The organism is Marivita sp. S0852 (assembly GCF_046591575.1).
GTDB lineage: Bacteria > Pseudomonadota > Alphaproteobacteria > Rhodobacterales > Rhodobacteraceae > Marivita.
This window is the reverse complement of sequence record NZ_JBIQWA010000002.1, coordinates 88,616-111,367: the sequence shown is the minus strand read 5'-3', so window position 1 is coordinate 111,367 and position 22,752 is coordinate 88,616. Positions and strand designations below refer to the sequence as shown.

Here is a 22,752-nt window from a genome sequence, read left to right as displayed (position 1 = left end):
GCTGCGCTATGTCATTGGCAAGTGAAGTCCTTGAGGAGTGGTGGATATGGGTTGGATGCGGGACGAAACCGGTTTGGGCAAACGGGCGGCGAATTATGTGCCGTTAACACCGCTGTCGCATCTGAAACGCGCAGCAGAGGTATTTCCAGAGGTGGTGGCCGTTGTTCATGGCCCGCATCGAAAGACCTATGAACAATATCTGGAGCGTGCGACCAGATTGGCCTCTGCCCTGGTGAATATGGGTGTGCGCCCGGGGGACGTGGTCGCGACGATCCTGCCAAATATTCCAGCCCAGGCCGAGGCGCATTTCGGTGTTCCGGCCTGCGGGGCGGTGCTCAACACGATCAACACACGGCTGGATGTGGACACGATTGCCTATATCCTGGATCACGGCGAAGCCAAGGTGGTGCTGTGCGATCCCCAATTCATACCGGGGCTTGCGGACGCGATTGAACAACTGGACGGCCCCGCCCCCAAAGTGATCGAGGTGGCAGACCCGCATGAAGGGGTACATGCGGTTTCGGAATATCCGGAATACGAGGCGGTTCTGGCAGCGGCAGACCCGGATTTCCAATGGATCATGCCCGAGGATGAATGGGAAAGCCTGGCACTGAACTATACCTCGGGCACCACAGGGCGGCCAAAGGGGGTCGTCTACCATCACCGCGGGGCGTATCTGATGACGATGGGAACGGTGATCAGTTGGCAACTGACGCTGCGGCCAACCTATCTGACCATTGTACCGCTGTTCCACTGCAATGGCTGGAACCACACCTGGATGATGCCGGTGCTGGGGGGCACGCTTGTTTGCTGTCGCGATATCAGTGCGAAAGCGATCTATGATGCGATTGCCGATGAAGGGGTTACGCATTTCGGCGGCGCGCCGATTGTGCTGAATATGATTGTGAACGCCGACCCGTCCGAGCGGCGTGACTTTCAACATGACGTGCAGGTCTTTACCGCCGGGGCCCCACCTGCCCCGGCAACATTGGCCAAGATCGGCCACCTGGGCTTCAATGTCATGCAGGTTTACGGACTGACCGAGACCTATGGTCATGTCACTGAATGTTTGTGGAAAACCGATGTCTGGGATGATCTGGACCAGGACGCGCAATCCGGCATCAAGGCGCGTCAGGGTGTGGCGTTTCCAATGATGGAAAAGATTGATGTCATTGACGAAAACGGCGCGCCCGTGGTCAGAGACGGGAAAACCCAGGGGGAAATCGTTATTCGCGGCAATTCGGTGATGAAAGGGTATCTGAAGAATCCGAAGGCGACAGAGGCGGCGTTCGAGGGCGGGCATTTCCATTCCGGCGATATCGCCGTCATCCACCCGGACGCGTATGTGCAGATTTCGGATCGTGCCAAGGATATCATTATCTCCGGCGGGGAAAATATTTCATCGGTTGAGGTTGAAGCGACGCTCATGGGCCATGATGCCGTGCTGCTTTGCGCCGTGGTCGCAAAGCCGGACGCGACCTGGGGTGAAGTGCCCTGCGCCTTTGTCGAGTTGAAAGACAATCATTCCGTATCCGAAGCCGACCTGATTGCCTATGCCCGCACAAAACTGGCGGGGTTCAAAACCCCCAAGATGGTGGTTTTTGAAGATCTGCCCAAAACCGCCACCGGGAAAATTCAGAAATTCCAACTGCGCGACCGCGCAAAGGAGCTGTAACGCCTGCTGCATTGCGCGGAATCGCAGGGCGGTGTAGGTTTTGACTCAATGAACGAGGCAGAGCAGCCCAAATGACCGCGCTGAAGGAATTTCAACGGCTTGAAGCCGCTGGCGTCTGGCGTGCCACGCCTGCAGACCAGCGCAAGGACGTTGTGATCTCTCTTGGGGATGCGTCGATCACGATTTTTGATTTGCGCGAAAACGTTCTGGCGCATTGGTCGATTGCAGCGGTTGCGCGCGCGAATAAGGGCCAACGACCTGCAGTGTACCACCCCGATGGCGACCCTGGCGAGACACTTGAACTTGGCGAAGATGGCGTCGAAATGATCGACGCGATCGAGCAAATTCGCACCGCAATTGACAAAAGCCGTGCCAAACCGGGTAAGCTTCGGCTTTGGATCACCGCCGGTATTGCCTGTCTTGTTGCGGCGGGGATGTTCCTGTGGCTGCCCGACGCCTTGCTGCGGCATACCGTTCAAGTGGTGCCTGCGGTAAAGCGCGACGACATCGGCGATGCGCTTTTGGCACGGATTACGCGGATTTCTGGCCAGATGTGTACGACCCGGGACGCAAGAGAACCCCTGCGAAGATTGGCGTCGCGTGTGCTTGGCCCCGGTCAACGCGGCGCTCTGGTTGTGCTTCCGGGCGGGGTGTCCACAACCGCGCATCTGCCCGGGGGCCGTATCCTGTTGAACCGGGCCCTGGTCGAAGACCCGGAAGACCCCAATGTCACGGCCGGGTATATTTTGACCGAGCGCGTGCGCGCGCTGACCCAAGATCCTTTGGAAGAAATGCTGATCGAAACGGGACTCTGGTCCAGCCTGCGTTTGCTGACAACCGGGGAATTGAACGAGGCCGATCTGGACCGCTACAGCGAACATCTTTTGGCCAAGACACCTGCCCCGGTGTCGGACGACATGCTGCTTGCGGCGTTCAAAACCGCCGAGCTGCGCTCCACACCTTATGCCTATTCGCTTGATATTACAGGGGAAACCACATTGGGCCTGATCGAGGCAGACCCGATGGCTGGCCGTGACACGCGTCCGGTGTTAAGTGATGCGGATTGGCTGCGGCTGCAGGGCATCTGCGGCGAGTGATCAGTGGCCAAGGCCCCGGCCGCGCCCGACAATCACGGGGTCTTTGATCTCTTGCGGGGCCATTAACCGCTCTCGGGGCACGGTGTTGCTCCAGACCTGCTGCGTGGCGCGATAGCCATTGCGGGTCATATGGGCCCGGTGCGGGTTCAGGCGATCATCCTCCCAGGCCGGTTTGTACCCTTTGGGAACCGTGGGCAGCGTATCGCCCTGTGACTCGTAGACATGTTTGGGCACGATCCGTTCCTGCACAATTCGGTGCGTCCCGGTGTATTTGGGGCGGTGCACGGTTCGGTTTGGCACGGCGCGCACGGTGCGCTGCGGGGTGATGATCACCGGGGCGGTTTCGGCCATACCGGTCTGACCCTGACGCAGCGACGGTGTTTGACCGCAGATCAGCTGCCGGTCGCGAGAGACCCGAGGCACCCAGTTCACCGCGCCATCGACACCGGCCCGCACATAGACACAGCCGCGGCTGTCAACATATTGCGTGCCCGCGTAACTGGCCGGTGGAAACTCTTCCGGTGGCCCGACGGACCGCAGGTTTTGCGCAGATGCGCCGGTTACAGCAAAGCTGGCCGCAGCCAGCACCGCCAGAGCGGTCAATTTGAAAGCAGTCATAGGTCTGTCCCCACAGATGTGACGAAACACTGCCTGTCAGGCCTTTGACTGTAAAGCGCTATTTGGTCCCGAACATACGGTCGCCTGCGTCGCCGAGGCCGGGAACGATGTAGCCCTGTTCGTTGAGGTGGCTGTCAAGCGATGCGGTGACGATGGGGACGTCTGGGTGGGCCTCTTTCATGCGGGCCACGCCTTCGGGGGCGGCGAGCAGGCACAGGAAGATAATGTTTTGCGCCCCGGCCTCTTTGAGCAGATCAATCGCCGCGGCAGAGCTGTTGCCGGTGGCGAGCATCGGGTCCACCACAATTGTGACGCGATCTTCAAGCCCGGTGGGCACCTTGAAATAATATTGAACCGGTTTGAGGGTTTCCTCGTCGCGGTACAGACCGACAAAGCCAACCCGCGCCGCCGGGATCAGTTCGAGGATGCCATCGAGCAAGCCATTGCCCGCCCGCAGGATCGACACCAGCGCAAGTTTTTTGCCTCCAATGACCGGAGCGTCCGTTTCGCAAAGCGGCGTTTCGACCTTGCGGGTGGTCATTGGCAGGTCGCGCGTGACCTCGTAGGCCAGCAAGAGGCTGATTTCGCGCAGCAATTGGCGGAACGATTTGGTCGATGTGTCCTTGTCGCGCATGAGGCTGAGCTTGTGCTGAACAAGCGGATGATCGACGATGGTGAGGTGATTGGTCATGTGCGCTCCAGTCGTTGCAGAACACGGCGTCGCGTGTCCTCGTCACAAAACGCCGCCTGTGCGGCGGTGGTGTTCAGGTCCATGAACACGTCTTCGTCCCAGCCAAAGGTTTGGGCCAGATTGCGGTATTCATCCCGCAGGGTGGTGTGAAAAAACGGCGGATCATCCGTGGACACGGTGATCTTGACCCCGCGCTGGCGCAACTGTTCGATCGGGTGTTGATCAAGCGTAGGATACACCTGAAGCGCCACATTTGACCCCGGACAGAGTTCAAGAACGATGCCGTCATCCATGATCCTGTCGATCAGCGCCGGATCGGTGATGGCCTGGACACCATGTCCGATACGCTCTACGCGAAGATCGGTGAGCGCATCCTGAACCGACCGCGCGCCGCCCCATTCGCCCGCGTGGGCGGTCAGCCGCAACCCGGCTTCGCGTGCCATGTCAAAGCTATAGGCAAAATCCTTGGCTGTGCCCTTTGCCTCATTTCCACCCATGCCAAACCCGACGATCCAGTCACCGGCGGTTTCGGCGGCGCAAAGCGCTGCGGTTTTGGCCTGTTCGGGGCCGAAATGGCGGACGCATGTCACGATCCCCCGAAGCAGAATGCCATGGTCCTGTTCGGCCTCGGCGGCGGCCTCTTGAATGGCGTGCAGATATTCGCGCCATGCCCCGACGTCGCCACCCCCGCAAAAGTCGGGTGACAGAAAGATTTCCGAATAAATCACGTCATTTGCAGCACTTTCTTCAAGTATTGCTTTCGTCAGGCGCGCATAGTCTTCGGGGGTTTTCAGAACCTGTGTCGCGGCTTCGTAGACATTCAGGAAATGGACAAAATCGCGAAACGCATAGCTGCCATCCGGGGCGAATACACCGTCCAGATTGACCGATTTTTCCTGTGCCAGCCCTTTGATAAAATCTGGTGGGGCCGCGCCCTCGTGATGCAGATGCAGCTCCACCTTGGGCAAGCGTGTGATGCGGTCAAGCTGATCCTGGTCCATCATAGGAAATTGCGTCCCTGCCCGTCAGATGCCACGCCAAGATGCGCCGCCACGCTGGCGGCGACATCGACAAACCCGATATGACCGATTTCGCCACGGCCCGCACCCGCAATCAACACAGGCACGCGTTCGCGGGTATGGTCGGTTCCGATCCATGTCGGGTCGTTGCCATGATCCGCCGTGAGGAGCAACAGATCATCCTTTTTGAGACGGGGCAACAGACGGCCAAGTTCGGCGTCAAACCACTCCAGTGCTTTGGCATAGCCCGAAACATCGCGCCGGTGGCCGAATTTGCTGTCAAACTCTACAAAATTGGCAAACACCAAAGCCCCGTCCGGTGCGGTGTCAATCTGTTGCGCAAGATCAACCATCAGTTTGGCATCCGGGCCTGTGTGAACGGTGTCGATCCCGGACATCGAAAAGATGTCTCCGATTTTTCCAATGGCAATAACGGGTTGCCCCGCGTCCTGCACCCAGTTTGTCAAGATTGGGGTCGGCGGTGCAATGGCATAATCGCGCCGGTTGGATGTGCGTTCGAATTGGCCATTACGGCCCAGAAACGGACGCGCAATCACCCGTCCGATTTTACGTGCATGGCACATGGGGGCCAGATCCTCGCACAGCTTGTGCAACCGTTCGAGGCCAAACGCCTCTTCGTGCGCCGCGATCTGCAGAACGCTGTCTGCGGAGGTATAGCAAATGGGATACCCGGTGCGCAGATGTTCGGCTCCGAAATCGTCGATCACCTTGATCCCGTTGCTATGGCAATTGCCAAGGATGCCATCGGTGCCAGCCAATGCGCAGATCCGTTCGGTGATGTCCTGCGGCAAAGACGGGTGCGTGTCTGGCAGGTAGGTCCATTCCCAGGGCACGGGCAGCCCCGCCAGTTCCCAATGCCCGGAGGGCGTATCCTTGCCCCGGGACGTTTCTGTTGCAGCCGCCCAGCGCCCGGTTGGCACGGCAGTCAGACCCGGTGCCGTGTCGCCGCAGGCCAACGTCAGCGCGCGGCCCAGGCCCAGCCCGTCCAAATGCGGCACGGACAGCGGACCCGAGCGCCCGTCCTCTGCCAATCCGTTTGCGCAGGCTTGCGCGATATGCAGCACCGTGTTGGCCCCGGTATCCGGCTGACCCTGATTGAAGAATGTGTCGGCATCCGGGGCACCGCCTATGCCGACTGAATCCATCACGACAAGAAAGGCGCGGCTCATGTGATGTGCTCCTGAATGAGGGCGGGCGTTGGAGGTGGCGCGCCGATGGAAATGGCGCGCAGGACCGCTTGTTCAGCCTGGTCGGCCTGCGATTCCCGTGCCGCGTGGATACGCGCCAGCGGCTGGCCCTTTGAGACCCGGTCGCCAATCGACACCACGTCGCCCAGCCCGACTGCCGGGTCAACCACATCGGTTTCAACCTGCCGTCCCCCGCCCAATGCGACGACGGCCAATCCCAGCGCTTCGCCATCAAGTGCTGTCACACAGCCCGAAACAGGTGCGATCACTTCGCGGATGACGGGCGCTTCGGGCAGGAAGCGCGCCCAATTGTCGACAAAGCGCACCGGTCCGCCCATCGCATAGACCATCGCGCCGAATGTGTCGGCAGCCGCACCCGATGTCACGGCATTGCGCAGTTTGGCAGGGCCGTCGGCAAACCCCGCCTGATCAAGCAGCGCACCGCCCAGTTCGACCGTAAGATCAAGCAGACGCCCGGTGCTGCGACCGGTCAGAACCCGCATCACCTCAATGACTTCAAGCGCATTGCCAAGACTGGGGGCCAGAGGTTGCGACATGTCGGTGATCAACGCTGTGGTCGGGCATCCGGCAGCGTTTGCAGTGTCGACCAATGCCTGCGCCAAAGCGCGTGCCTCCTGGGGCGTTTTCATAAACGCGCCAGAGCCGCATTTGACATCCAGCACCAACCCCTCCAGCCCCGCCGCCAGCTTTTTCGACAGGATCGACGCGGTGATCAGATCAAGGCTTTCGACTGTCGCGGTCACATCGCGGATTGCGTAAAGGCGCTTGTCGGCTGGCGCGATATCGGCGCTGGCGCTGACAATGGCGCATCCGACATCCTGCACAATGGCGCGAAACTGATCTTCTGACAGCGTGGTTTTGAGGCCGGGAATCGACTCGAGCTTGTCCAGCGTGCCGCCGGTATGCCCCAGACCACGGCCCGAGATCATCGGCACGTAAACGCCGCACGCCGCCAGCGCGGGGGCCAGGATCAGGCTTGCACAATCCCCAACCCCACCGGTTGAATGTTTGTCAAGCACCGGAGCGTCCAGATGCCAGCGCAGAACATGTCCGCTGTCGCGCATCGCAAGCGTCAGTGCTGCGCGGCCGGGCGCATCCAGACCCTGCACACACACCGCCATGGCAAAGGCCCCGGCCTGAGCGTCGCTGACGCTGCCATCGGCCAATCCCTTGGCAAACCATGCCAGCGCATCCGCGTCTGGCGTGTGGCCCTGGCGCAGTTTGGCAAGAATGCTGCGCGCATCCATCAGGCGCGGTCCATGTGATCGGCCCCAAACGCACCCGGCAGCAGATCTTTGATTGTTGTGTGCCGTTCGGTTCCGTCCAGCGTGGCCAGCGTCACGCGGGCATCCTTGGCGGCAAACTCGGCCAGTTTCTGGCGGCACCCGCCACAGGGTGGAACCGGGTCCGGACTGTCGGCGATGACATAGGCGCATTCGATCCGGATTTCCCCGGCGGCCACCATCGCGGCGATGGCCCCTGCTTCGGCGCAGGTGCCTTCGGGATAGGCGACGTTTTCAACGTTGCAGCCAACAAACACCGCGCCTGTGGATGTCTGGATGGCGGCCCCAACCTTGAAGTTGGAATATGGCGCATATGCGTTGTCCCGCACCGCCTGTGCTGCTGCCCTGAGTGTCATCGTATTCCCCGTTGTCCCGGCCCCTGCATGATTGCGAGGCCCCGGCCCCGATTGCAAGGGGGGGCGCAGCCCGTGCCGCTTGTTTGGAACTTTTGAAAGTGTTTCAGGACACGCGTGGCAAGCAGAACTCTTTTGTTTTTGTCCAGATTGGTTTACCGCTCAACTAAATTTTGAGGGGGCCATGTCATGTCGGACAACACAAACGAAACGCTGCGTCAGGCGGCCCTGTTTTATCACGAGCATCCGAAACCGGGCAAGCTTGAGATCCGGGCGACCAAGCCGTTAGCCAACGGCCGAGATCTGGCGCGGGCGTACAGCCCCGGCGTGGCCGAAGCCTGTCTTGAGATCAAGGCCGATACCAGCGCTGCGGCGCGCTATACCTCCAAGGGCAATCTGGTGGCGGTGGTGACCAACGGCACGGCGGTTCTGGGTCTGGGCAATATCGGCGCATTGGCCTCCAAGCCGGTGATGGAAGGCAAGGCGGTTCTGTTCAAGAAATTCGCCAATATCGACTGTTTCGATATCGAAGTGAACGAAAGCGACCCGGAAAAGCTGGCTGATATTGTATGCGCGCTGGAGCCGACCTTCGGCGCGATCAATCTGGAAGATATCAAGGCACCGGATTGTTTTGTCGTTGAAAAGCTGTGTCGCGAACGCATGAACATCCCGGTGTTCCATGATGACCAGCACGGTACCGCGATTGTTGTCGGTGCGGCTGCCACAAATGCGTTATACGTGGCCGGGAAATCGTTTGCGGATATCAAGGTTGTGTCCACCGGCGGCGGCGCTGCGGGGATTGCCTGTCTCAACATGCTGCTGAAGCTGGGCGTCAAACGCGAAAACATCTGGCTCTGCGATATTCACGGTCTGGTCTATGAAGGCCGGGTCGAGGACATGAACCCGCAAAAAGCCGCCTTTGCGCAAAAGACGGATCTGCGCACGTTGGACGACGTCGTAGAGGGGGCCGACCTGTTTCTTGGGTTGAGCGGCCCCAAAGTGCTGAAACCCGACATGGTTGCGCGGATGGCACAGCGTCCGATCATCTTTGCGCTGGCCAATCCGACACCGGAAATCCTGCCCGAGGAAGTCCGGCAGGTGGCACCGGATGCGATCATGGCCACGGGCCGGAGCGATATTCCCAATCAGGTGAACAACGTTCTGTGCTTCCCGTTCATTTTCCGCGGCGCGCTGGATGTTGGCGCAACCGAGATCAATGACGCGATGCAGATTGCCTGCGTAGAAGGCATCGCGCAACTGGCGCGCGCCACAACAAGCGCCGAGGCAGCCGCCGCCTATCGCGGTGAGCAGATGACATTCGGGGCAGAGTATCTGATCCCCAAACCGTTTGACCCGCGCTTATCGGGCGTCGTGTCCACTGCCGTTGCCAAAGCGGCGATGGAGTCTGGTGTGGCCACACGCCCTCTCGAAGATCTGACGGCCTACAAGAACAAGCTGGACGCCAATGTCTATAAATCAGCCTTGCTGATGCGACCGGTCTTTGAAGCCGCCGCCACAGCCGCGCGGCGTATTGTGTTTGCCGAGGGCGAGGATGAACGCGTGTTGCGCGCGGCGCAGGCGATCCTTGAGGAAACCACCGAAACCCCTATTCTGATCGGCCGCCCCGAGGTGATCGCCACGCGGTGCGAACGGTTGGGGCTGGAAATTCGGCCGGAGCGTGATTTCACCATCGTGAACCCGCAAAACGACCCGCGCTATCGCGATTACTGGGGCACCTATCACGACATCATGGCCCGGCGCGGCGTTACACCTGATCTGGCCCGTGCCATCATGCGGACCAACACAACCGCAATCGGCGCGGTCATGGTGCATCGCGAAGAGGCCGACAGTCTGATCTGCGGCACCTTCGGTGAATACCGGTGGCATCTGAATTACATTCAGCAGGTTCTGGGCAATGATCAGCTGGCCCCGCATGGGGCGCTGAGCATGATGATCCTAGAGGATGGCCCCCTGTTCATCGCCGACACCCATGTCCATTCCCTACCCACGCCCGAAGAACTGGCGCTGTCGGCGATCGGGGCGGCCCGACATGTGCGGCGATTCGGGCTGACACCAAACATTGCGTTGTGTTCGCAATCGCAATTCGGCAATCAGGCCGAAGGGTCAGGCAAACGGTTGCGCGCGGCGATTGAACTGCTTGATTCAAAGCCACGCGATTTCTGCTACGAGGGCGAAATGAACGTCGACGCGGCCCTTGACCCAGAGCTGCGTGAACGGCTGTTGCCGGGCAATCGCATGCAGGGCGTGGCAAATGCGCTGATCTTTGGCCACGCCGACGCCGCATCCGCCACGCGTAACATTCTGAAAATGCGCGCCGGCGGGTTGGAAGTCGGACCGATCCTGATGGGCATGGGCAACCGGGCGCATGTTGTCACACCGGGCATCACCCCGCGCGGATTGCTGAACATGGCCGCCATCGCGGGAACACCGGTGGCGCGCTACGGCTAGGCGTCAGGTCAAGCTGTCCAGAAACGTCTGTGCTTCGGACAGGATCGTGGTTTTTCGATCCTCGTCCATGCGCCGCCAATTGGCGTAAATCTGGTTCATGCGCTGGTTTTTTGCGAATTTGTCGGAATGGCGGTCAAGAAAATGCCAGTAAAGCGTGTTGAACGGGCACGCGTTGGGGCCTGTTTTGGCGGTCACCTTGTAGCGGCAGGATTTGCAGTAATCCGACATCCGATTGATATATGCCCCAGAGGAGACATAGGGTTTTGAGGCGATGATTCCGTTATCGGCGAATTGGCTCATGCCCACGACATTCGGCGCTTCGACCCATTCGAAGGCGTCGATGTAAACGCGCAAATACCAGTCATGCACCTCGTGCGGGTTGATCCCGGCCAAGAGTGCAAAATTGCCTGTGACCATCAGGCGTTGAATGTGATGGGCATAGGCCTCTTCTGCGGTTTGGGTGATGGATTTGGACAGGCAGTTCATGTCGGTGTCGCCGGTCCAGTAGAAATCAGGCAGTTTGCGCTGGTGATTGAGCGCGTTGCGGCGGGGATAGTCAGGCCCTTCGCGGAAATAAATGCCGCGCACGTATTCGCGCCAGCCGATGATCTGGCGAATGAAGCCTTCGACTGCATTGAGCGGTGCATGACCGTCTTTATACGCCTCTTCCGCCGCCTTGCAGACCTCGATCGGATCCAGCAAACCGACATTCAGATAGGGCGAGATCAGAGCGTGGTAGAGGAAACGATTGTCGTTCATCATCGCATCCTGAAAATCGCCAAAGCGGGGCAGCGCATAGGTGATGAAATGGGTCAGCGCACGCCGGGCCTGTTCCTGATCCGTGGCAAACCAGAACGGGCGTAACTGGCCGAAAGAATTGCCAAATCGCGCCTCAACAAGATCAAGCACATCCCCGACAATATCATCCGGGGTGAATTGCATCGGGCCGGAAAAGGCGATGTCATCCGGGGCCGGTTTGCGGTTCTCGGCGTCGTAGTTCCACTTGCCACCCTCGGGCTGATCGCCGTCCATCAAAAGGCCGGTTTTGCGCCGCATGTCGCGGTAGAAATACTCCATCCGCAGCGCCTTGCGGCCCTCGGCCCAGGCATCGAATTCCTCTTGCGTGCTGACAAAGCGGGTGTCGGTTTTCATCGTCAGCTTAAGCGGCATGTCTTCAAGCGCCCGGATCAGACGCCATTCGCCGGGCTGGGTTGCGATAACCTCGGATGCGCCTGTTTCCTCTGCCCGCCGCAGCAATTCGCCGGGGATCGACCCGGCGTTTTCCGTATCGTCAAGCTGCGTATAACGCACATCCCATCCCGCATCGCGCAACCGCTTGGCAAACTTGCGCATCGCGGCAAAGATAAACGCAATCTTTTTCGGGTGGTGTTGGACGTACGTGGCTTCTTCGGCCACCTCGGCCATGACCACATGATCCGACGCTTTGTCCGCCGCCTTCAGCGCCGACAGCGTCTCGGTCAGCTGATCCCCCAGAACCAGGATAAGTTTGCTCACCACGGCACCTCTTTGCCTTGCCAGTCAAAGAACTTGCCGGTGTCCTCCACGGTTAGCCCGTTCAGAACTTCAATAAGGTTCCGGGCCGCATCCCCGGCCGGGACGGAGGCATGGCGGTCGACATATTTTGCGGTGAAGTCGGTCTGCACGGTGCCCGGATGCAGCGTGACACAGATCAGGTCTTTATGCGTGCGACCCAGTTCTATAGCGGCACTGTGGACCATCTGGTTCAAAGCGGCCTTGGAGGTGCGATAGCTGTACCATCCGCCAAGCCGATTGTCGCCAATCGACCCGACCCGCGCCGACAAGGCGGCAAACACCGACCGCCCCTTGCGCGGCAATAGCCGAACGGCATGTTTCAGAACCAGCGAGGGTCCAACCGTGTTGAGCATAAACTGATCGACCAGCGCGTCCGCCGTGACCGATTTGATGGTTTTTTCGGGTGCTGCGCCGTTGATCTCCAAGGCCCCTGTCGCAACAAAGATCAGGTCAAACGGTCCGTTCAAGGACTGCAGTGCCGACGCCACGCTGGTCTCGTCCGTGACATCCAAGCCATCGTCCGTGCGCGAAAGGGTGGTGACGTCGACGCCTTTTTGCGACAGGGCCGCGCATAGGGCTGACCCGATGCCGCCGCTTGCGCCAATAATAAGTGCTGTTTTCATGATCTCGCCACCTAGGGTGGCATGGGGCTGGGTCAACGCTGTCACACAAGTCCGCGCCAACGCAGGACAATGATCAAAAGCGTGACCACCGCCAGAATGTTGAACGCCACACTTCCCAAGATCGACAAAACAAGCCCCTTGCGGCGATCCTTGACGTCAATTGCCCGCAAGAACGTCGCGGCGCGGTCACAGGCGGCCTGCGTGGCCCCCGGATCAAGCCGCCGTCTGATCTTGGGGTGTTCGGCCATGTGTTCGGCATCGGCAACTGCGGCGATATCATTGCGCACACCAGCCGGCAGCAGGCGTCCAGCCGTCGCGAGCCGCTTGGCCAAAGAGCCACGCCGCGCGCCAACCTGACGGGCCAGCAGATCCCGCAGGGTGCTGACCTGAGCCTCTATGCTGTTGGTCCGATCCATTTGTGTGTCCTAAGCCTCTGCACCATCTTGCTCAAGCCTATGATGCGCCCGTATGTAACACGGATGCTGAACACGCTTAAACACCCCTCTGACGGAACCGCCACACCTGTTTTGATTGTCCACGGGCTTTTTGGCTCGGGCCGCAACTGGGGGGTGATCGCCAAACGCCTGTCTGATCGTGGCCCGGTCACTGCGGTCGATATGCGCAATCACGGCGACAGTTTTTGGTCCGACCGGCACAGCTATGACGCCATGGCCGATGATCTTGCGCGGGTGATCGACGCACAGGGGGCCCCGATGGATGTGGTTGGGCATTCGATGGGGGGCAAGGCGGCAATGGTGCTGGCGCTGCGGCGGCCTGATCTGGTCAACCGGTTGCTGGTCGCTGACATTGCTCCGGTGACCTACGGACATTCGCAAATGCCCTTTATCAACGCCATGCGCGACGTTGATCTGTCATTGGTCGAGAAACGGTCCGACGCATCAGCACAGCTTGCGCGGCATGTGGACGACCCCACGCTACAGGCGTTTTTCACTCAGTCTTTGGATTTGAAGGCAAAACGCTGGAAGCTGAACCTGGAGGTGCTGGCCGCGGAAATGCCGAATATCCTTGGGTTTCCGGATGTGACAGGCCAGTTCGACGGGCCGACGCTTTTTTTGTCGGGGGCGCAGTCCGAGTATGTCACGTCAGACAGCCGACCCACCATCAGAACGCTGTTTCCTAAAGCACGGTTTGCAAAGATTCCGGGGGCCGGGCATTGGCTTCATGCCGAAAAGCCAAGGGAATTCGAAGCCTCTGTGCGCGCGTTTCTGGATTATGGTCAATAGCCTCGGCAGGATCGTTCAGAGCGTGCGGAAAACGCTTTGTAGCGGTCCCAGAAGGCATCGTCGGCTGCCGTTTGGGACATTTTGATATCCTGCGCCCGCTGCGGGTCGCGGAAAAACCGCACGGTCTTGCGTTGGTCGCTGCGCGTCAGGGTTTGATTGGCCACGGTCTGGATACATCCACACAGCTGCGCATTGCGCGCCCGCCGGTCTGACGACATACACGCGCGGCTGATCGGACCGCTGGACAGACGTGTGACTTGTCCGCCGTCGCCGCGATCAAACCGGTTTCCACCGCACCCCGCGACAAGCGCCGCCACTGCCAATGCTACCAAAACTTTCATCTTGCCTGCCCATTTTTGGTCGTTTCGCGCCATGGGTCTGGTGCCCGTGTGATGCGCGGCTGCCCTCGGTTTGATCATGCCTGAACAGGCCCGCGTTTTCAAATCACCATTTGTCAATCGGCGCACAACCATCACACCATCTTGACCGGACCCCAAAACCGCATCATATCCGGCGCATGACAGAGCTTTCTCGCATCCGCAATTTCTCGATCGTGGCGCATATCGACCACGGGAAATCCACCCTTGCCGACCGGTTGATCCAATCCACCAACACGGTCGCCGATCGCGAGATGAAAGAGCAGCTGCTTGATTCGATGGATATCGAACGCGAGCGGGGGATCACGATCAAGGCCAACACCGTCCGGATCGAATACAAGGCCGAGGATGGCGAGGTTTACATCCTCAACCTGATCGACACACCCGGACATGTCGATTTCGCTTATGAAGTCAGCCGCTCTATGCGCGCGGTCGAAGGGTCACTGCTGGTGGTGGACGCCACGCAGGGCGTCGAGGCGCAGACTTTGGCCAATGTTTACACCGCGATTGATGCAGATCACGAGATCGTTCCGGTTTTGAACAAGATCGACCTGCCCGCGTCCGAACCCGACCGGGTCAAAGAACAGATCGAGGACGTGATCGGCATTGATGCGTCTGACGCGTTGGAAATATCGGCCAAGACGGGCATCGGCATCCCGGCGGTGCTGGAGGCAATTGTCAAACGCCTGCCTCAGCCGCACGAGGGCGATGCGGACGCGCCGCTTAAGGCGATGCTGGTGGACAGTAAATATGATCCCTATCTGGGGGTGGTGGTGATTGTGCGCGTCATCGACGGCGTGCTGAAAAAGGGCCAGCGCATCAAGATGATGAAAACCGGCGGCACCTATGACATCGACCGCATCGGCGTCTACCGTCCGGCGATGCAAGAGGTCAAAGAGCTGGGCCCCGGAGAGATCGGCTATATCACCGCGCAGATCAAACAGGTGCGCGACACCCGCGTCGGTGACACGATCACAACAGAGAAAAAGGGCGTAGAGACACCCCTGCCCGGCTTTAAGCCGTCGATCCCGGTGGTGTTCTGTGGTCTGTTCCCGGTGGATGCAAATGATTTCGAAGACATGCGCGGGGCTATCGAAAAGCTGGCCCTGAACGATGCGTCCTTCACGTCCGAGATGGAAACCTCTGCCGCGCTTGGCTTTGGGTTCCGGTGCGGGTTCCTTGGCTTGTTGCACCTTGAAGTCATCCGCGACCGGCTGGAACGTGAATATGATATCGACCTGATCACCACCGCGCCATCGGTGATTTATCACGTCTACACCAAAGATGGCGAGATGCAGGAACTGCACAACCCGGCCGACATGCCCGATCCGTCCACCATTGACCACATCGAAGAGCCACGCATCAAGGCGTCGATCCTTGTGCCCGATGACTATCTTGGCGACGTGCTCAAGCTGTGTCAGGACCGTCGCGGCGAACAGCTTGACCTGACCTATGTTGGCAGCCGCGCGCTGGTGGTCTATGACCTGCCCCTGAACGAAGTGGTGTTCGATTTCTACGACCGTCTGAAATCGGTGACCAAAGGCTATGCGTCGTTCGACTATCAGATGTCGGGCTACCGCGAGGACAACCTTGTCAAAATGCAGATCCTTGTGAACGACGAACCGGTCGATGCGCTGTCAACCATGGTCCACCGCGACCGGGCCGAGATGCGCGGCCGCGCGATGTGCGAGAAACTCAAGGATCTGATCCCGCGCCATATGTTCAAGATCCCGATTCAGGCGGCGATTGGCGGCAAGGTCATTGCGCGCGAAACACTAGCCGCGCTGCGCAAGGACGTGACGGCCAAGTGCTATGGCGGCGATGCGACCCGAAAGAAAAAGCTGCTGGAAAAGCAGAAGGCGGGCAAGAAGAAGATGCGCCAATTCGGTCGGGTCGATATCCCGCAAGAGGCGTTCATTTCGGCGCTGAAAATGGATAGCTGACGACGTTTGACCTTTAGAGTCTGTTTCCGCTTTTGTGCGCGACTGTGGTGTCGTCGCGCATTCAAAACGTCGATTCTGATGACAATTACAGCGCAATACCTTGAACGGGCCGGGCCGCACTCCGCAATGTGGCCGCGGTTTTTCTGTTGCGGCCCGGATCAGTCCGGCACCCCATTTTGGCCGCGCGGCATCGGTGCTTTGACCTAAATCAACGTATTTTTCTTAAGCCATGGCACTCTTCTATCACGCCAAGGAGACGCGACATGGATATTGCCGTTCAAAAACAGACGCTTCTGAAACGTCGGGCCGAAATCACCGGCGATTTGAAAGATATCGAACAAAGCCTTGACGAAACCCCGCCAAAGGATTGGGAGGATCGTGCCTCTGAACGCCAGGGCGACGAGGTGCTTGAGGCGTTGGGCAATGTTGAACTGGACGAGCTGCGCAAGATAGATGCCGCGCTCCAGCGCATCGAAGATGGCGAATACGGGATCTGCCCGAAATGCGGCGACACAATTTCGGACGAGCGGCTGACAGCCGTACCCGAAGCCGCGTTGTGCAAGCGCTGTATGGGCCCATGAATTGGGGTCTGGCCAGCACAAGGGGGGGCCTGCGATCGGCTGAAATCTGCCCATGAAATTGGACATATGTCACAGGGCAAAGTTACCATTTCAAAAATCCCGACATCGACCCATGAAGTTTTGGCTACAATCAGGAGGAGAACGTGTCAGACTTACTGGACAATATGCGCGAAACATTCGACGCACGATTATCGGCCCATGAACGGATGCTGACGCATCTGTCGCTTGCACCAACCGAAGAGGAAGCGCCGCTTGTGTTTCACGAATTGCGGGCCACGTTGCTGGCCTGCGGGTCGTGCAAATGCCCAGGCTATTGCGTGGATTGGCAAAAGCAAGGCCAGGAAGGCCCGCCGCCCTGGTGCCACAATCGCAACAGCTTTCTTGAGCTGGAAACCGCGTGTAATGCGCTGAAAACACAGCAGCCCCGTATTCAGTCGGCGACTTGATCCCGGTCAAAGTCACAGAATCCCGGCTGTGAAATACCTCTGTCAATGACAACGTTTGGAGGCAGAAATGCTGCGTCTTGCAAGTATTTTGTATTCTCTTATTGGCACATCACTGGCGGGCATCGGCGTGATTGCGGTGCTGACAGCCGGATATGGCACACTTGTTCCAATATTGGTCGCAGCGGGCATCGGCGCGGTTCTGGCGCTGCCGGTCTCATGGTATGTGGCGCGCGAAATTTACAATACTTAACGCGGTTTATCGGCAAGCGTCGTCAACAAACCATCGGCACAGGTTTCGATAAGCGCCAGCGCGCCTTCAAAATCGCGGGTGTAATACGGATCGGGCACATATTCCGCGCCAGTGTGTGGGGCGTAATCGGTGAACCGCGCCACTGGCACCTCAAGATGCGCCAGATCCCTTTGGTTTTGCGCATCCATCGCGATAATCAGATCAAACTCAGACCTGTCCGCAGGCGTCACCTGACGCGCGCGCAGGGTGGACATGTCATATCCGGCTGCCTTGGCCACGTCTGACATCGGGCCGTAAGGCGGTTTGCCTTGATGCCACCCCTCTGTTCCGGCACTGTCCAGCGTCAGATCAATCCCAAGCGCTTTTGCCTTTGCGCGGGTGACCGCTTCGGCGGTGGGAGACCGGCAAATATTGCCGAGACAGACAAAGAGGATACGATACGTCATAGCGCACCTAACCCAACCCGCAGGCCAGAGGAAAGGCCCGACATGACCAAAACCGGAAACATCGTGATCCTGACCGGAGCAGGCATTTCCGCCGAAAGCGGGTTAAGCACGTTTCGCGACGAAAATGGCCTTTGGGCACAACACCGGATCGAAGAGGTGGCCACACCCGAAGCGTTTGCCCGCAATCCTGCCCGCGTGCATCGCTTTTACAACGCACGGCGCAAACAGGCTTTGCACGCCATGCCAAACGCAGCCCATCATGCCCTGACAGAGCTTCAGCAGAAATGGCCCTATGATCTGTTGCTGGTGACGCAAAATGTCGATGACCTGCACGAAAAATCGGGATCACGTGCGGTTCACATGCACGGCGCACTGATGCGCGCCTTATGCGCCGCCTGTGCGCACCGATGGGACTCTCCTGCTGACCTGTCGGTCGAGGACACCTGCCCGGCCTGCGGCGCGCATACCGCGCGGCCTGACATCGTCTGGTTCGGCGAAATGCCCTACCACATGCAAGACATCCTGTCCGCGCTGCAAAACTGTGACCTGTTCGCAGCCATTGGAACATCCGGGCAGGTATATCCGGCGGCGGGTTTCGTGCAAGAGGCGCTGTCGGCCGGGGCCGCCACTGTCGAGTTGAACCTGAAAGACAGCGATATGTCATACGCGTTCCAGGACCAGATCACAGGACCAGCCAGTGAAACAGTGCCGCAATGGGTGGGTCGGCTGTTGAGCCAAGCGTAAGGCGGGGTTTCCCCCGCCCAACATGGTCAGCCGTCTGAGCCGTGGTTCATCATGGTGCCGTGATCCTGACGCTCAAGATCGACCGGAATATCAACCACAACATCGCCGGCTTTCTCGAAACTCAAGGTCACTGAAATCGAATCGCCATGGTTGAGCGCATTGGTCAACCCAATCAGCATGACGTGTTTGCCACCGCGTACCATTGCGATTTCCCCATCCACGGGAAGCTCGAACCCGTCTTCGACATGGATCATCCGCATCACACCATTGGCATCTTCCAGATGGGTGTGCAGTTCGACCCGCGCTGCGGCGTCGCTGTCTGCGCCGATCAGGCGGTCTGCCTCATCGCCCGTGTTCCGGATCATCATAAACGCCGCCCCGGTTTTCGAGGTGGGCGTCGCCGCGCGGGCGTATTGATCGTGGATTTCTATTTCCGCAAAAGCCGGAACAGCCAGCAACAGGGCTGCTGCTGCAGAGAGAATCGTGGTTTTGAACATCTTGGTGTCTTTCTGTCTGAAATACGTGAAATTTGGTGCATCAAACAGAAATTGGCGGCCCCCGTGCATGGGAGGACGGAGCCTCCTGTTCAGCGGCGCGCGCCCGCGTCCGGCTGGTCCAAAGGGACGTCAAAAGATCGACGCGCTTTGCCTGGGGTGTGCTGCCCGTGATATCGGCAAAAAACGCCAAAGCGTAATCCGGACACACCATAACCGCACCGGTCGGGTCTCCGTTTTCGTCAACAAGAATATGGATCGGACCTGTGCCGGTGCAGATCACCATTGTCCCAACAGCGGGAGCCTGACCGCGCGCCGCAGCCAGCTGAACACTGGCAAATCCAATCACCAGCAGCAGCACACACAGAGTTGTCTGGCGTATCACAGTCCGCATGTCGCCGTCCTAAACGCACTGCAGTCGCAGACAACGTGGCAAAAGGAAACAGCCCCGCCCGGCAAACCCGAACGAGGCTGTTTTACATCGGTTCAAAAGCGATTCAGGCTTGTGCCGTCTGCGCCTTTGCGATTTCTTTTTTCACCTTGAGCGCGTTTGCCGACAGCTCTGTGTCCTTGGCTTTGGCCAAGAATTTATCTAGCCCGCCGCGATGGTCAACGCTGCGCAGCGCATGTGCAGAAATCCGCATCTTGATGCCGCGGCCCAGTGTTTCGGACTGCAGCGTCACGTCATTCAGGTTCGGCAGGAAACGCCGACGTGTCTTGTTGTTGGCATGGCTGACATTGTTGCCAGTCATTGGGCCCTTACCGGTCAGTTCGCACACACGCGACATGGGTTCATCCTCGTTTTATCACAGCCGGACACTCAAACCGTCCGCCAATAGCAAAGGGCACCACCTGGCAGCGCCCGGAATCTCGTTGGCTGTCCTTAGAGGCATGCACGAAAGGCGTCAAGTGGCCAGCGCGGGAAATACGAATGACCCGATGCCCGACAGAGAACTCGACAGACAATTGGCGTTGCCCCTCTGTCGCCTTTGGCGACATTCACCCCAAGATATTTTTGAAACAGAGATTTAAGCAAGTGTTTACCTGGCTGCGCTTAGATGGGCCTGCGGTACAGGCGGAGACGCCGATGGCCGTAAACGGAGACGCCCCCTGCCGCTGTGCAGGGGGTGCACGGTGCCAAGGTCTCTGTTTATCAAATATCTCGGGGGAGGCCGAAGGCCGGGGGCAGAGCCCCCTTTTCACCGACGTTGAAAAGGACAGCATTGTGAGGCCCAGCATCTATGACGCGGTAGTCAATGCAGATCGCAGCATGCCCATAAATTCAGAAGGATTATCCAGCATCATGCTGTGCCCGGCCTTGGGGATAATCAGCGGCGTGATTCCATTGGATCGCAAACGCTCTGGTGCGGGTGTGTCTGGCGTGGTGCCCCAGCGCAGGCTTTTTTCGCCCAGGAAAAAGGCTTTCGGCATCTCTAATGCGGCAAAGCGATCAAAGAAATCTTTCGGCAAGTCCACCAATGCGCGGGCATTGCGGTACAGACCACGGGGATCGGCGGTCTGCCACGCGGCGGCAAGACGGTCCGCGCCAGCAGACCCCAACCGCGCCTTGCCGCGTAGATCCGCCAACAATGCGCGGTGCCCGGACGCCAAAAACACGTCCTCACCCGCTTCAGTGATCCGCAGAGACATCAGACCTCCGCCGGGATCGACATTGGCTTCGCCAACAATCAGCCGCCGCACCCGGTGCGGATGGGACAGGGCCAGGCAGATGCCGACAGTGCCGCCCATGCTGTGACCCACCACATCAATGCCAGAGATGCCCAAATGATCCAGCACCGCAATCACCGTATCGACATGGCACCCCAGCGAATATTCAAAATCGCAGGGCGTGTCAGATTGTCCGGAGCCCAGATAATCAAGCAGAATGCACCGTCGCCCGTGCAAGGCGGGATCTGCGGCGACAGCGGCGAATGTGGCGCAGACCGGCATGCTCAGGCCGGGCAAGAACAAGATCGGATCCCCTGCCCCAAGATCCAGCCATCTGATCGTTGCATCATAGGCGTCGAGGCGGAGAAAACTCACGGTATGGGGCCCCGCCCCTCAAGCTGCGCCAGCACGCGTTCTGCGGCCTGACCCGGCGTTTGCTCACCGTTTTCAACCTGCAGCCCAAGCGCGTCGACCATCCCCTTGATCGGCTCCCGTTCAAGCCGTGCCAGAATGGCCTGACGCAATTCGGCTTCGAACCAGTAACGCGATTGCGCAGCGCGGCGGGCATCGAAATGGCTGTTGTCGCGCCGCCACTCTGCAAGCGATTGCATCTCGGTCCACGCCGTTTCCAACCCCTGTTCCTCAAGCGCCGAAACCGTCATCGCTTTGGGAAAGCCCTTTGGGTCTTGCGGGCGTTTGCGCAGCAGACGCAGCGCGCCGGCATAATCCGCACAGGTGCGCATGGCTGCCGATTTCAGCTCTCCGTCGGCCTTGTTGACCAGGATGATATCCGCCATTTCCATGATGCCGCGTTTGACACCTTGCAGTTCATCCCCACCCGCCGGGGCCAACAGCAACAAAAACAGGTCAGACATTTCGGCGACCACGGTTTCCGACTGGCCCACCCCGACGGTTTCGATCAGGACCACATCAAATCCCGCAGCTTCGCACAGGTCGATGGCCTCGCGGGTGCGCCGGGCGACACCGCCCAGATGGGATTGCGACGGAGAGGGCCGGATAAACGCGTTGCGATCGCGGGCCAGATGTTCCATCCGGGTCTTGTCCCCCAAAATCGACCCTCCAGAGCGCGCCGAACTGGGATCAACCGCAAGAACCGCCACCTTGAGCCCCTGCCCCGTCAGCATCAGACCGAAGGATTCGATGAAGGTTGATTTGCCCACACCGGGTGTGCCCGACAGGCCAATACGCAGGGCCTGCCGACCATGACCGCGCAACCGATCCAGCAGCTGAATGGCCTGCTGGCGATGATCGGACCGCCCGCTTTCCGCAAGGGTGATGGCCCGGGCCAAAGCGCGGCGTTCACCGGACAAGATGCGGCGGGCCAGATCGTCAATATCCATGCGCGGGGCTCCGTCTTTGTTCACCCGCAGATGTGGCATGGGGGCGGCGGACAAGTAAAGCCGTCAGAGCGTCAGAGGCCTGCCGTATTACCGCAGCACGTGAACCGCGCATCGTGCATGGCGCACAACATGCGTGGCCGTCGACCCAAGAAGCAACGTCTGCATCCCCGGACGGTGCGACGCGATGACGATCAGGTCGGGGCCGTGCTCTTCGGCATAGTCCAGAATCGACCGTCCGGAATGGCCTTCGATCACCTTGGCCACAGCCCCGGCATCGGCGGCCAGACGCTCCATCTCTTTTTCGATACCTGTGCGCGTGGCGTCCAGAATGTCTGATGAAATATAGGAAATTGCATAGCTTGGCACGGATTCGACCACATGCAAAAGCGTGATCCGCGCACCGTCATCGGCCAGCTTTTTCGCCACCGAGATCGCATGTGCCGTGCGGTCATCTTCGTTGTCGAGTGCAATGGGAACAAGGATATTCGAATACATCAGACCCCTCCTATTCGCTGATATAGGCATCATAGCGCGGCCAGATGGTGTTGGCCTTGATCCGCATCAGATCGGCTTTGGCGGTGATTGCG

At 59.3% G+C, this 22,752-nt stretch carries 26 protein-coding genes; 9 read left to right on the top strand and 17 right to left on the bottom strand.

Going from position 1 to position 22,752, the window contains the following annotated elements; genetic code table 11:
* The first annotated feature begins 46 nt into the window (after nucleotides 1-46).
* On the top strand, nucleotides 47-1,675 hold the full coding sequence (locus ACG74X_RS04675; RefSeq protein WP_411232996.1) for an AMP-binding protein: 1,629 nt from the start codon (nucleotides 47-49) through the stop codon (nucleotides 1,673-1,675).
* 71 nt (nucleotides 1,676-1,746) lie between these two features.
* Nucleotides 1,747-2,772 carry a hypothetical protein gene (locus tag ACG74X_RS04670; RefSeq protein ID WP_411232995.1) on the top strand — a complete coding sequence of 342 codons (1,026 nt, stop codon included), beginning with the start codon at nucleotides 1,747-1,749 and terminating at the stop codon, nucleotides 2,770-2,772.
* On the opposite strand, the gene ACG74X_RS04665 is transcribed toward ACG74X_RS04670, so the two are convergent.
* The 6 genes from ACG74X_RS04665 to ACG74X_RS04640 are packed head-to-tail and all read right to left on the bottom strand — an operon-like array spanning nucleotide 2,773 to nucleotide 7,968.
* A complete protein-coding gene (locus ACG74X_RS04665) occupies nucleotides 2,773-3,390 on the bottom strand; it encodes a hypothetical protein (RefSeq protein WP_411232994.1) in 618 nt (205 codons plus the stop codon). It abuts the gene before it with no gap.
* A 58-nt stretch (nucleotides 3,391-3,448) separates the two neighbouring features.
* Nucleotides 3,449-4,081 carry a uracil phosphoribosyltransferase gene (gene upp, locus ACG74X_RS04660; protein ID WP_411232993.1) on the bottom strand — a complete coding sequence of 211 codons (633 nt, stop codon included), beginning with the start codon at nucleotides 4,079-4,081 and terminating at the stop codon, nucleotides 3,449-3,451.
* Nucleotides 4,078-5,085: an adenosine deaminase gene (locus ACG74X_RS04655; RefSeq protein WP_411232992.1), complete on the bottom strand. Its 1,008-nt coding sequence runs from the start codon at nucleotides 5,083-5,085 to the stop codon at nucleotides 4,078-4,080. The genes upp and ACG74X_RS04655 overlap by 4 nt, the downstream gene beginning before the upstream one ends.
* On the bottom strand, nucleotides 5,082-6,290 hold the full coding sequence (locus ACG74X_RS04650; RefSeq protein WP_411232991.1) for a phosphopentomutase: 1,209 nt from the start codon (nucleotides 6,288-6,290) through the stop codon (nucleotides 5,082-5,084). Before ACG74X_RS04650 ends, ACG74X_RS04655 begins: the two co-directional genes overlap by 4 nt.
* Nucleotides 6,287-7,576 carry a thymidine phosphorylase gene (locus ACG74X_RS04645; protein ID WP_411232990.1) on the bottom strand — a complete coding sequence of 430 codons (1,290 nt, stop codon included), beginning with the start codon at nucleotides 7,574-7,576 and terminating at the stop codon, nucleotides 6,287-6,289. Before ACG74X_RS04645 ends, ACG74X_RS04650 begins: the two co-directional genes overlap by 4 nt.
* A complete protein-coding gene (locus ACG74X_RS04640) occupies nucleotides 7,576-7,968 on the bottom strand; it encodes a cytidine deaminase (protein WP_411232989.1) in 393 nt (130 codons plus the stop codon). Before ACG74X_RS04640 ends, ACG74X_RS04645 begins: the two co-directional genes overlap by 1 nt.
* A gap of 186 nt (nucleotides 7,969-8,154) precedes the next feature.
* Between ACG74X_RS04640 and ACG74X_RS04635 the strand changes: the two genes are divergently transcribed.
* Complete coding sequence (locus tag ACG74X_RS04635) at nucleotides 8,155-10,434, top strand: NADP-dependent malic enzyme (RefSeq protein ID WP_411232988.1); 2,280 nt, start codon at nucleotides 8,155-8,157, stop codon at nucleotides 10,432-10,434.
* 3 nt (nucleotides 10,435-10,437) lie between these two features.
* On the opposite strand, the gene ACG74X_RS04630 is transcribed toward ACG74X_RS04635, so the two are convergent.
* From ACG74X_RS04630 to ACG74X_RS04620, 3 genes are read right to left on the bottom strand one after another with little or no spacing between them, the layout of a single operon-like run.
* Nucleotides 10,438-11,952: a cryptochrome/photolyase family protein gene (locus tag ACG74X_RS04630; protein WP_411232987.1), complete on the bottom strand. Its 1,515-nt coding sequence runs from the start codon at nucleotides 11,950-11,952 to the stop codon at nucleotides 10,438-10,440.
* On the bottom strand, nucleotides 11,946-12,611 hold the full coding sequence (locus ACG74X_RS04625; RefSeq protein ID WP_411232986.1) for an SDR family NAD(P)-dependent oxidoreductase: 666 nt from the start codon (nucleotides 12,609-12,611) through the stop codon (nucleotides 11,946-11,948). The genes ACG74X_RS04630 and ACG74X_RS04625 overlap by 7 nt, the downstream gene beginning before the upstream one ends.
* A 41-nt stretch (nucleotides 12,612-12,652) precedes the next feature.
* Nucleotides 12,653-13,027 (bottom strand): hypothetical protein, encoded by a 375-nt coding sequence (locus ACG74X_RS04620; protein ID WP_411232985.1) that lies wholly within the window; start codon nucleotides 13,025-13,027, stop codon nucleotides 12,653-12,655.
* A 63-nt stretch (nucleotides 13,028-13,090) separates the two neighbouring features.
* Between ACG74X_RS04620 and ACG74X_RS04615 the strand changes: the two genes are divergently transcribed.
* The gene (locus ACG74X_RS04615; RefSeq protein WP_411232984.1) at nucleotides 13,091-13,855 is read left to right on the top strand and encodes an alpha/beta fold hydrolase; all 765 of its coding nucleotides are present in this window, start codon (nucleotides 13,091-13,093) and stop codon (nucleotides 13,853-13,855) included.
* Here the strand turns inward: ACG74X_RS04615 and ACG74X_RS04610 are convergent.
* Nucleotides 13,849-14,196 (bottom strand): hypothetical protein, encoded by a 348-nt coding sequence (locus tag ACG74X_RS04610; RefSeq protein WP_411232983.1) that lies wholly within the window; start codon nucleotides 14,194-14,196, stop codon nucleotides 13,849-13,851. The two genes, ACG74X_RS04615 and ACG74X_RS04610, sit on opposite strands and share 7 nt — an antisense overlap.
* 176 nt (nucleotides 14,197-14,372) lie before the next feature.
* Here ACG74X_RS04610 and lepA point away from each other — a divergent pair, with 176 nt between their 5' ends.
* The 4 genes from lepA to ACG74X_RS04590 all read left to right on the top strand — a co-directional run bounded on the left by lepA (nucleotide 14,373) and on the right by ACG74X_RS04590 (nucleotide 17,452).
* Nucleotides 14,373-16,175 (top strand): translation elongation factor 4, encoded by a 1,803-nt coding sequence (gene lepA / locus ACG74X_RS04605; RefSeq protein ID WP_411232982.1) that lies wholly within the window; start codon nucleotides 14,373-14,375, stop codon nucleotides 16,173-16,175.
* A gap of 263 nt (nucleotides 16,176-16,438) precedes the next feature.
* Nucleotides 16,439-16,756 (top strand): TraR/DksA family transcriptional regulator, encoded by a 318-nt coding sequence (locus ACG74X_RS04600; RefSeq protein ID WP_411232981.1) that lies wholly within the window; start codon nucleotides 16,439-16,441, stop codon nucleotides 16,754-16,756.
* A 143-nt stretch (nucleotides 16,757-16,899) separates the two neighbouring features.
* On the top strand, nucleotides 16,900-17,202 hold the full coding sequence (locus ACG74X_RS04595) for a DUF6455 family protein (protein WP_411232980.1): 303 nt from the start codon (nucleotides 16,900-16,902) through the stop codon (nucleotides 17,200-17,202).
* Nucleotides 17,203-17,269: 67 nt separating this feature from the next.
* Complete coding sequence (locus tag ACG74X_RS04590) at nucleotides 17,270-17,452, top strand: hypothetical protein (protein ID WP_411232979.1); 183 nt, start codon at nucleotides 17,270-17,272, stop codon at nucleotides 17,450-17,452.
* On the opposite strand, the gene ACG74X_RS04585 is transcribed toward ACG74X_RS04590, so the two are convergent.
* Complete coding sequence (locus ACG74X_RS04585; RefSeq protein WP_411232978.1) at nucleotides 17,449-17,898, bottom strand: low molecular weight protein-tyrosine-phosphatase; 450 nt, start codon at nucleotides 17,896-17,898, stop codon at nucleotides 17,449-17,451. The genes ACG74X_RS04590 and ACG74X_RS04585 overlap by 4 nt on opposite strands.
* A 42-nt stretch (nucleotides 17,899-17,940) precedes the next feature.
* Here ACG74X_RS04585 and ACG74X_RS04580 point away from each other — a divergent pair, with 42 nt between their 5' ends.
* Nucleotides 17,941-18,642: an NAD-dependent deacylase gene (locus ACG74X_RS04580; RefSeq protein ID WP_411232977.1), complete on the top strand. Its 702-nt coding sequence runs from the start codon at nucleotides 17,941-17,943 to the stop codon at nucleotides 18,640-18,642.
* 26 nt (nucleotides 18,643-18,668) lie between these two features.
* Here ACG74X_RS04580 and ACG74X_RS04575 read toward each other — a convergent pair whose 3' ends face one another.
* The 6 genes from ACG74X_RS04575 to ACG74X_RS04550 form a co-directional block, all read right to left on the bottom strand.
* Complete coding sequence (locus ACG74X_RS04575; protein ID WP_411232976.1) at nucleotides 18,669-19,139, bottom strand: copper chaperone PCu(A)C; 471 nt, start codon at nucleotides 19,137-19,139, stop codon at nucleotides 18,669-18,671.
* A gap of 40 nt (nucleotides 19,140-19,179) precedes the next feature.
* Complete coding sequence (locus tag ACG74X_RS04570; protein WP_411232975.1) at nucleotides 19,180-19,530, bottom strand: hypothetical protein; 351 nt, start codon at nucleotides 19,528-19,530, stop codon at nucleotides 19,180-19,182.
* Nucleotides 19,531-19,633: 103 nt separating this feature from the next.
* Nucleotides 19,634-19,924 (bottom strand): 50S ribosomal protein L28, encoded by a 291-nt coding sequence (gene rpmB, locus ACG74X_RS04565; protein WP_411232974.1) that lies wholly within the window; start codon nucleotides 19,922-19,924, stop codon nucleotides 19,634-19,636.
* Between the two features lie 451 nt (nucleotides 19,925-20,375).
* Nucleotides 20,376-21,179 carry an alpha/beta fold hydrolase gene (locus ACG74X_RS04560; protein WP_411232973.1) on the bottom strand — a complete coding sequence of 268 codons (804 nt, stop codon included), beginning with the start codon at nucleotides 21,177-21,179 and terminating at the stop codon, nucleotides 20,376-20,378.
* A complete protein-coding gene (gene meaB, locus ACG74X_RS04555; protein WP_411232972.1) occupies nucleotides 21,176-22,165 on the bottom strand; it encodes a methylmalonyl Co-A mutase-associated GTPase MeaB in 990 nt (329 codons plus the stop codon). Before meaB ends, ACG74X_RS04560 begins: the two co-directional genes overlap by 4 nt.
* Nucleotides 22,166-22,252: 87 nt before the next feature.
* Nucleotides 22,253-22,660, bottom strand: a complete 408-nt coding sequence (locus ACG74X_RS04550) for a universal stress protein (protein WP_411232971.1) — start codon at nucleotides 22,658-22,660, stop codon at nucleotides 22,253-22,255.
* Between the last annotated feature and the right edge of the window lie 92 nt (nucleotides 22,661-22,752).

Bases quoted from the DNA above. Each gene is read 5' to 3' on its own strand.
- ACG74X_RS04675 (WP_411232996.1), top strand. From the start codon at position 47: ATGGGTTGGATGCGGGACGAAACCGGTTTGGGCAAACGGGCGGCGAAT.
- ACG74X_RS04670 (WP_411232995.1), top strand. From the start codon at position 1,747: ATGACCGCGCTGAAGGAATTTCAACGGCTTGAAGCCGCTGGCGTCTGG.
- ACG74X_RS04665 (WP_411232994.1), bottom strand. From the start codon at position 3,390: ATGACTGCTTTCAAATTGACCGCTCTGGCGGTGCTGGCTGCGGCCAGC.
- upp (WP_411232993.1), bottom strand. From the start codon at position 4,081: ATGACCAATCACCTCACCATCGTCGATCATCCGCTTGTTCAGCACAAG.
- ACG74X_RS04655 (WP_411232992.1), bottom strand. From the start codon at position 5,085: ATGATGGACCAGGATCAGCTTGACCGCATCACACGCTTGCCCAAGGTG.
- ACG74X_RS04650 (WP_411232991.1), bottom strand. From the start codon at position 6,290: ATGAGCCGCGCCTTTCTTGTCGTGATGGATTCAGTCGGCATAGGCGGT.
- ACG74X_RS04645 (WP_411232990.1), bottom strand. From the start codon at position 7,576: ATGGATGCGCGCAGCATTCTTGCCAAACTGCGCCAGGGCCACACGCCA.
- ACG74X_RS04640 (WP_411232989.1), bottom strand. From the start codon at position 7,968: ATGACACTCAGGGCAGCAGCACAGGCGGTGCGGGACAACGCATATGCG.
- ACG74X_RS04635 (WP_411232988.1), top strand. From the start codon at position 8,155: ATGTCGGACAACACAAACGAAACGCTGCGTCAGGCGGCCCTGTTTTAT.
- ACG74X_RS04625 (WP_411232986.1), bottom strand. From the start codon at position 12,611: ATGAAAACAGCACTTATTATTGGCGCAAGCGGCGGCATCGGGTCAGCC.
- ACG74X_RS04620 (WP_411232985.1), bottom strand. From the start codon at position 13,027: ATGGATCGGACCAACAGCATAGAGGCTCAGGTCAGCACCCTGCGGGAT.
- ACG74X_RS04615 (WP_411232984.1), top strand. From the start codon at position 13,091: ATGCTGAACACGCTTAAACACCCCTCTGACGGAACCGCCACACCTGTT.
- ACG74X_RS04610 (WP_411232983.1), bottom strand. From the start codon at position 14,196: ATGAAAGTTTTGGTAGCATTGGCAGTGGCGGCGCTTGTCGCGGGGTGC.
- lepA (WP_411232982.1), top strand. From the start codon at position 14,373: ATGACAGAGCTTTCTCGCATCCGCAATTTCTCGATCGTGGCGCATATC.
- ACG74X_RS04600 (WP_411232981.1), top strand. From the start codon at position 16,439: ATGGATATTGCCGTTCAAAAACAGACGCTTCTGAAACGTCGGGCCGAA.
- ACG74X_RS04590 (WP_411232979.1), top strand. From the start codon at position 17,270: ATGCTGCGTCTTGCAAGTATTTTGTATTCTCTTATTGGCACATCACTG.
- ACG74X_RS04585 (WP_411232978.1), bottom strand. From the start codon at position 17,898: ATGACGTATCGTATCCTCTTTGTCTGTCTCGGCAATATTTGCCGGTCT.
- ACG74X_RS04580 (WP_411232977.1), top strand. From the start codon at position 17,941: ATGACCAAAACCGGAAACATCGTGATCCTGACCGGAGCAGGCATTTCC.
- ACG74X_RS04575 (WP_411232976.1), bottom strand. From the start codon at position 19,139: ATGTTCAAAACCACGATTCTCTCTGCAGCAGCAGCCCTGTTGCTGGCT.
- ACG74X_RS04570 (WP_411232975.1), bottom strand. From the start codon at position 19,530: ATGCGGACTGTGATACGCCAGACAACTCTGTGTGTGCTGCTGCTGGTG.
- rpmB (WP_411232974.1), bottom strand. From the start codon at position 19,924: ATGTCGCGTGTGTGCGAACTGACCGGTAAGGGCCCAATGACTGGCAAC.
- meaB (WP_411232972.1), bottom strand. From the start codon at position 22,165: ATGGATATTGACGATCTGGCCCGCCGCATCTTGTCCGGTGAACGCCGC.
- ACG74X_RS04550 (WP_411232971.1), bottom strand. From the start codon at position 22,660: ATGTATTCGAATATCCTTGTTCCCATTGCACTCGACAACGAAGATGAC.